The sequence below is a fragment of the Candidatus Rokuibacteriota bacterium genome (assembly GCA_016188005.1).
In the GTDB taxonomy this organism is placed as follows: Bacteria; Methylomirabilota; Methylomirabilia; order Rokubacteriales; family CSP1-6; genus UBA12499.
On sequence record JACPIQ010000080.1, the window covers coordinates 1 to 7,277 of the forward strand.

Annotated in this window: 7 protein-coding genes and 2 pseudogenes; 4 read left to right on the forward strand and 5 right to left on the reverse strand. The window is 69.1% G+C overall.

The features are described 5' to 3' along the window. From HYV93_15590 to HYV93_15610, 5 genes and pseudogenes are all read right to left on the reverse strand, one after another. A partial coding sequence (locus tag HYV93_15590) for a hypothetical protein (protein MBI2527396.1) occupies window positions 1-232 on the reverse strand: 232 nt, incomplete at its 3' end. A gap of 589 nt (window positions 233-821) precedes the next feature. Beyond that, complete coding sequence (locus HYV93_15595) at window positions 822-1,445, reverse strand: hypothetical protein (protein ID MBI2527397.1); 624 nt, start codon at window positions 1,443-1,445, stop codon at window positions 822-824. A gap of 173 nt (window positions 1,446-1,618) precedes the next feature. Continuing rightward, the gene (locus HYV93_15600) at window positions 1,619-2,215 is read right to left on the reverse strand and encodes a hypothetical protein (GenBank protein MBI2527398.1); all 597 of its coding nucleotides are present in this window, start codon (window positions 2,213-2,215) and stop codon (window positions 1,619-1,621) included. A 28-nt stretch (window positions 2,216-2,243) separates the two neighbouring features. Continuing rightward, window positions 2,244-2,591 carry a DeoR family transcriptional regulator gene (locus tag HYV93_15605; GenBank protein MBI2527399.1) on the reverse strand — a complete coding sequence of 116 codons (348 nt, stop codon included), beginning with the start codon at window positions 2,589-2,591 and terminating at the stop codon, window positions 2,244-2,246. Next, a pseudogene (locus tag HYV93_15610) lies at window positions 2,574-3,334 on the reverse strand (sigma-54-dependent Fis family transcriptional regulator). The gene HYV93_15605 and the pseudogene HYV93_15610 overlap by 18 nt, the downstream one beginning before the upstream one ends. 84 nt (window positions 3,335-3,418) lie before the next feature. On the opposite strand from HYV93_15610, the pseudogene HYV93_15615 reads away from it, so the two are divergent. The 4 genes and pseudogenes from HYV93_15615 to HYV93_15630 all read left to right on the forward strand — a co-directional run. Further along, window positions 3,419-4,952: pseudogene (locus HYV93_15615) on the forward strand (sigma 54-interacting transcriptional regulator). Window positions 4,953-5,166: 214 nt separating this feature from the next. Continuing rightward, window positions 5,167-5,820: a hypothetical protein gene (locus HYV93_15620; GenBank protein MBI2527400.1), complete on the forward strand. Its 654-nt coding sequence runs from the start codon at window positions 5,167-5,169 to the stop codon at window positions 5,818-5,820. Window positions 5,821-5,917: 97 nt separating this feature from the next. Further along, on the forward strand, window positions 5,918-7,144 hold the full coding sequence (locus HYV93_15625) for a tyrosine-type recombinase/integrase (protein ID MBI2527401.1): 1,227 nt from the start codon (window positions 5,918-5,920) through the stop codon (window positions 7,142-7,144). Continuing rightward, a partial coding sequence (locus HYV93_15630) for a hypothetical protein (GenBank protein ID MBI2527402.1) occupies window positions 7,098-7,277 on the forward strand: 180 nt, incomplete at its 3' end. The genes HYV93_15625 and HYV93_15630, both read left to right, overlap by 47 nt.

A 7,277-nucleotide genomic window follows, 5' to 3' on the forward strand; every position in this document is an offset into this window, starting at 1 on the left:
AAGCCGCGCCGACCAGCAGCGCCGCGCGCGCCCCCGCCTCCACGCGTCCGGCGAGGATGAGGGCGAGCGCCGCGAGCACTGCGAACGCGATGCTCGCGATCGAGATCTGGTCCGGCTGGATGCCGAGGCGCACCAGCCAGTGCGGCCGCGACGCTCGCCCAGGCGGTGTGTCGGGGTCGGAGCGGTCGCCGCCCCTGGACATCGAACCGCTCGCACAACCGAAGATCGTCATCGCGTCCCATCTCGTGTCCTCCTTGTCGTCGTCGAACCACCGCCGGCTTGCTTCCTGTCACGCCGGGGGAACAAGGCAGGAGGCGTGCCCAAGACCGCCCGCGCCTGGATCTCGCGTTTTTCGGGACATTCGCGTGTGGGTAGCGGTGCGGCGAGACGTCGTCATGTGCGCACAGTGTCAGGGCCTGTACATCTCGCGTACTGTGCTGATTCGACGGCGAGGCGCCGGAGACCGAGGCGGGAGGGACTGCCGTATCGTGTCCGCGACCGTGCGCCACCGCCGCCCTCGGGCGACGCTCGGCACGCGTCTACGTCGACGCCGTCTTGAGCGACCGTATCGACGCCAACCGAGACGCCGCGGGCCGGCCGGGCCGGATGCGACGGTCGACTGGCCGGCGCCTCAGAGCGAGAGCGGGCTTGGCCCGGGCAAGCTCCTCCGTACGTTCGGCACCGGCTTCACAGGCAAGGACGCGACGCGAGCAGCGCGCCGGAAGAATCGAGGCGCGAAGCGCGGCCGGCGCAGCGGGCGGGCGATGTGTGAACCGCCCGCGGCTCGCGGGCGGTTCACTGTCTCTCTGGACTCGGTCCTGCTACTCGACCGAGAGCGGGTTCTCCCAGTTACCGAGGCCCGGGCGCACGCCCTTCATGAGCAGCCCTCCGTAGCCGCCGCAGGGATCGTTATAGACCTCCTGGATGACGGCAAACTCTCCCCAGATGGAGGGACCGATGGCCGCTCCGGAGGCGTCGTGCCAGATGCCGCCAGCGAGGTACGCGTCGGTCGGCGCGGCAACGATCTTCACGAAGTCAGTCCACTCGCAGCGAGCGCCATTGTCCTCGTACACGCCGCGCATGTGGTTCGTCAGCCACGCCCCGGAGCCGCGGTAGGCCGGGTATCCGTAGTGGCGGTCGAGGAGTCCGTCGCCGGTGCAGTCCTGATTCGAGAGCCAGGCATCGTTCCACTTCATCTGGAGCTCGACATCGGCGTACGCCTGGCACCAGGCGGCGTTCCGGTACGAATCGCAGTAGAGGCCGTTGAAGATGCGCGCCTGGTAGTTGTAGCCCCACTGATCGTAGCCGGGCTCGATGACTTCCCCGGCCGAGTTGACAATGCCTCCTTGCGGAATCGTGGCGCACGCGGTCTTCGCGAAGGCGAGCGCAGGGACGAGGAGGACGACCGCGAGGACAATCAAGGCGCTTCCTGTCAGTTTCCGCATGTCTTGCTCCCCCTTCATGTTTGGCCACCCGACCGGAAGCGGGAACTTCAGCGCATCGACAGGGAACTTGAGGCGGTCAATTGTCATCCCGAGCGAACGGCCAGGGAATGGGACGAATTGCTCACTTTGCTGGCGCGTTCGACACCGCCGGCCGCAGTGAACTGCCAGCCGCGCTACGAACGCGGCTTCAGCCACGGCAGGTCCGGCCCCGTACCGCCCCGTCCGTACTTCCGCTCCAGCGCGTCGAACGTCTGCCGCTCGGCGACGAGCCTCGTCGTGTACCGGCGCCCGGCGACCGTGACGGTCAGGTCGAGCTCCTCCCGCGTGTCGTAGCTGCCGATCACGGTCCTGCCGAGCACCACCCGGCGCTTCCAGTCACGCGGCACCAGGGCGACGGTCACCGGCGCCGCCAGCACCGGCCTCCCCCAACGAGTCGCGCTGGTGATCTCGACCTCTTGCGGGCGATCCGTCAGGTTGAAGAGGTACATCGTGAACAGGCCGCCGGCCTCCAGGTCTCCGGGACCCAGCAGCCCCAGCGCCTGCTGGAGGTCGTAGAGGATCGGCACCTCGCGCTTCTCGAGATCGACGATGAGGTGCGCGCCGACGGTCCCGGGCACGATCTCGGCTGCGGCCTCGAAGTACATCGAGAACCGCCGCGTGGTCGTCTGCCCGGTCCGGCCGTCCCAGCGCGTCTCGACCATCGTGGCGCGACTGCACGCGGTACCGGTCACGCACAGCAGAGCGAGCAGCAAGAGCATGAGGGATCGCATCGTCGGAGCCTCCACCCTGGATTCGTGTTCACTGCACATTCCCGCCGTCGGCGGGCGCCGCGCTCACCGCGGCGTACCGGCAGCCGCGCCGGCGGCCGTCGCGTCGCAGGATGCCGAGCCGCACCAGTGCCGCGAGGTCCCGTCGGGCCGTCTCGCCGGAGATGCCGTACCGCGCCATGACGTCACGGCGGTGAAGCGCCTCGCCCTCGCGCGCGTGCCGGGCGATGTCCCGCTGCCGTGACGAGAGCCGCTCGAGGCAACTCGACCGAGCGTCCGGAACCTCCGGCGCGACCGGCCGCTCGGCGTCGAGAGCACGCAGGCGGAGATCGACCGGCCAGATCCATCGGCCGGCCGCGAAGATCACCGCGCGACTCACGGCGTGCTCGAGCTCCCGGACATTGCCCGGCCACGCATAGCGGTCGATGACCTCGCGTGCCTCCGGGGTGATCCCGTGGGTGCGCACGCCATGACGGCGGCTGTGGACCGCGAGGAAGTGCTCGACCAGGAGCGGGATGTCCTCGCGTCGAGGAACAGCGTGCCGCCGTCCGCCGCACGGACGAGCCCGATCGCGCGCTCGGCGGCGCCGGTGAACGCGCCGCGCTCGTGACCGAAGAGCTCGCTGGCGAGCAGCTCCGTCGTGAGCGCCGCGCAGTTGAGGGCGACGAACGGGTGCTCGCGCCGGCGGCTCGCCTGCTGCAGCGCCGTGGCCACCAGCTCCTTCCCGGTCCCACGCTCGCCGACGATCAGCACCGTCGCCTCCGTGGGCGCCACACACTCGATCTGGCCGAGCAGCGCCTTGATGGCCACGCTCCGGCCGATGATCGCTGCCCGCTTCCGCTGCCGCTCGACCCGAGCCCGCATCCGCCGTCCCCCGGGACGACTGCTTCGCTCACCGCACGGCGCATTCCCGCCGGGCACCGGGCAACCCGGTACCGACCGGACATGACGCGCTTGTCTGCGCGACCTGCGCGGGTATCGGAGGTCGCGACGGCCACGCTGAGAGGCAGGAGGCGTGCCGCGCCCGGCTGTATCGAATCCGATGCAGTTCGCCCGGATTTCGGACGCTCTCGGGCAGCGCCGAGAATCGCCGTTGAGCGCGGCGTGTCTCGCGCTGTACATTCCGCGTACTCGACGGCGTCCGGGCCCGGGCCGGGCGCACTCGGGGCGGCATGCGGGACCGAAGCGAGAGGAGCCTCGGCTCTGATGACGGCGCGCGAGCGTGGCCTGGCGACGGCGATCTCCAGGCTCGTCCATGCGAACCCCTTCCTCCCGGAGCGGATCGAGGCCGAGCGCGAGGCGCTCGGTTCGGACTTCAAGCCCACCGGCCCGGTGTGGTCGGCGCGGACGGCGCACGAGGAGGACAGCCCAAACCTCCCCGCGCTCGACGCTCGCGCGCAGGCGCTCACCGACGCGCTCCGACAGCGGCTGTCGACCGGTGTGGCGCCGCGGGCCGACGAGCTATCCCTCTACGAGGACGTCGTCCTGTACCTGCTCTACAACCGCTACTTCCCGGACCTCCATCGGCTGATCGCCGCCCCGGCGAGCTCCACGGCGCGCTTGCCGGCCTACGCGCGGTTCCTGTACGACGTCGAGCACTACTTCGGCACGCCCGCGCTCGCGCTTCCGGCGCGCCAGGATCCCGCCAGCGCCTTCGCGCTCTTCTTCCAGATCCGCCGCGCGTTCCACTTCACGTTCAGCCACATCCTCGGCGGCTCGCTGCCGGCCGCGCGACTGCGCGCCGCCGTCTGGCAGTCGATCTTCACCCGCGACGTCCGCCGCTATCGCCGCGCGCTGTCCGAGCGCATGCACGACGTCACGACCCTGATCGCGGGCCCATCCGGGACCGGCAAGGAGCTCGTGGCGCAGGCGATCGGGCTCTCCCGCTACATCCCCTTCGATCCCGACAAGCAGGCGTTCGTCGAGGACTTCACCGGCGGCTTCTTCCCCCTGAACCTCTCGGCGCTGCCGGTCACGCTCGTCGAGTCCGAGCTCTTCGGGCACCGTCGAGGCGCGTTCACCGGCGCCGTGCAGGACCGCGCAGGCTGGCTCGAGGCGTGCCCGCCGCTCGCACCGTGTTCCTGGACGAGATCGCTGAGATCGAGCCGTCGATCCAGGTGAAGCTCCTGCGCGTGCTCCAGGCCCGCACGTCCCACCGCGTCGGCGAGACGCGCGAGCGCCGCTTTCGCGGCAAGCTCGTCGCCGCGACGAACCGCGACCTCGGTGTCGAGATCGAGGCCGGCCGCTTCTGCGAGGACTTCTACTACCGGCTCTGCGCCGACGTGATCGAGACGCCATCGCTCGCGACCCAGCTCGCCGAGGCGCCGGGCGAGCTCGGCACCCTGCTGCACTTCTTCGCCGGTCGCATCGCCGGCGAGGCCGAGGCGGAGGCGCTCGCCGGCGAGACCGAGCGCTGGATCGCCGAGCACCTCGAGTCCGGCTGTCGCTGGCCCGGCAACGTGCGCCAGCTCGAGCAGTGCGTGCGCAACGTGATGATCCGCGGCGAGTACCGCCCCCGAGGCGCGCGGGCCACATCCCCGGACCACGACCTCGGGGGGCGATCGCTGCCGGCTCCCTCACCGTCGACGAGCTTGTCCGCCGCTACTGCACGCTCGTCTTTGCGCGCACCGGCAGCTACCTCGAGACCGCGCGGCGACTCGGCCTCGACCGCCGCACCGTGAAGGATCGCGTCGACACGGCACTCCTGGGTCGCTTGCGGGGCGGCGACCCGGTGCGCTGAAACTCGTGACCTGAGAATCCGTGGCCTCGGCGCCGGCGGCGCGCTGCCGCAACGGCCCGGGCCAGCGCGATAGTCGTTGTCACCTCGACCCTGATCGTCGAGCCTCTCGACGTGTTCTCACCTATCAGTCATCGGAAAAACCGCGTGATCTTCCACGTGACCGCGCCGCTGGGCTGCGCTGTCCCTTGTCGCAGCCGTGGCGAGCGGATGCGCGATGGCGAGGCACACACGAATATCGGACGGCAAGTGGGAGACCACATACACCAGCAACAGCATGTGCGGTGCCGTGGTCGTCGAGGACCGGATCGGCTTGTACCTGGAGCAGTACGGCACCCTCATCAACCGGGGTCGACTGGAGCTCTGGGCCTACAACCTCAGTGACGGCCAAGTCACGGTCGACGTCACGAGACTCCAGCCCTTCAGGCTCGAGACGTTGCCTCGACAGGCGCTCGCCCTTGAGCCGGCGGACGTTCGGCAGCTGGTGGGCGGTACGCCGAGAACCGCGGCGATCTCGCTAAGGCCGAAGGAGTACCCCGCTCATTACAGCTCCTCCCTCTTCGAGATGCTGGAGCCGGCGTACTGGGAGGCGGCCGTTGGCGACTGTGCCGCCCCGACCTCCATCGTGACCGTCGGCAGCCACGCCACTCGCGACGCGATTCTCCAAGTCCTCGATGAGACCGTCGCGGCCAGCCATGGTTCCAGAGTTGGAACCAAAATCTGGAACCAAAACGACATCGCGGGCTCCGATGTCTCGGAAGCCCGCGATTCGATTGGTGGGCCGTCAAGGACTCGAACCTTGGACCCGCTGATTAAGAGTCACTTGGAAAGGCGCCCTGTCTATTCCGCTCTGGTACGCCTACCTACGTAACTCTTTAAATCTCTTAGAGGTCACTTCCGGCCGTCTCCTCTTCCATCCCCCGTGATACGCTCGAAACTGTCTACAAGATGTCTACACGGAGCATCCGGTGCCGCGGCTGACACAAGCGATACTCGATCGGGCCAGCGCCCCCGCGCGGGGCCAGCGCTTCCTCCGGGACGCCAAGGTCCAAGGGCTCGCCCTCCGGATCAGCCGGGGCGGGGCAGAGTCGTGGGTCTGGGAGGGACGCGTCCGAGGACGCGTCCGGCGAATCACGCTCGGACACCACCCCGCGCTCTCGCTCCCGCGAGCGCGCACGAAAGCATTGGCGACGGCCGCGGCGGTGGCGGATGGCCGAGACCCGGCCGCCGAACGTGCGCGGGAGCGCGGCGAGCTGACGTTCGGCGCGTTCGCCCAGACCTACCTCGAGCGCCATGCGACACCGCACAAGCGGTCGGCCGACGAAGATAAGCGGATGCTGCGCGATGTTCTCCCCCGGAAGAAGGAGGAAGACAAAGAGCGAGAGCCTGCTCCCATTCCCGCGACCTGGAAGAACCGACGTCTCTCGGATATCTCCCACGCCGAGGTCACGCAGCTTCACGGTCGTCTCCAGCGTGACCGTGGCCTCTACGCCGCGAACCGCGTCCTCGCTCTCCTCCGCACCATGTTCAACCTGGCCAAGCGCTGGGGGAGCCTCGTCGCCGACAACCCGGCCACGGGCGTCCGCATGTTCCGCGAAGAGAAACGCGATCGCTTCCTCAACCCCGATGAATTGAAACGGACCCTCGCCGCCATCGACCAGGAACCCGACTGGCGCTGGAAGGCCTACTTCAAGCTCTCGCTCCTCCTCGGCCCGCGTCGGAGCGAACTCCTGTCGGCCAGATGGGTCGACATCGATCTCCAGACATGTACCTGGCGGCTACCGATGACCAAGGCGGGGCGCTCGCACCTGCTGCCCCTGCCAACGCCGGCCGTGGCGATTCTCGAATCGCTGCCGAGCCGCGGGCAGTCCGACTGGCTGTTCCCGTCGACCCCCGCCGCGCCGGGGCACCTCGAAGGGCCGAGGAAAGCCTGGCAGCGCATCCGCGAACAAGCTGACGTCAAGGACGTTCGGATCCACGACCTCCGTCGCACGCTGGGATCCTGGCTCGCGGCCAATAGCTACGGTCTTCCGCTGATCGGTCGTGTCCTCAACCACAGCCAGCCGTCGGTGACAGCGGTCTACGCCCGTCTCGACCTCGAACCGGTTCGAGCGGCACTCGAGGCGAATGCCCAGGCGATGCTCGGCAGTGCGCGGCGAGTTCCGCCGCGATCACCCCGAAGCGCCGCTCGATGACTTCTACAAGCGGCTGTCCCCGTTCTTCCACGCAGCCTGGGCGACCTCGATCCTCGATCCACCCATCCCCGAGCTCCACAACACCGACGGCGACGAGATGGTCCTCTCCCGCGCCGGCTTTGACGTGCTCGAC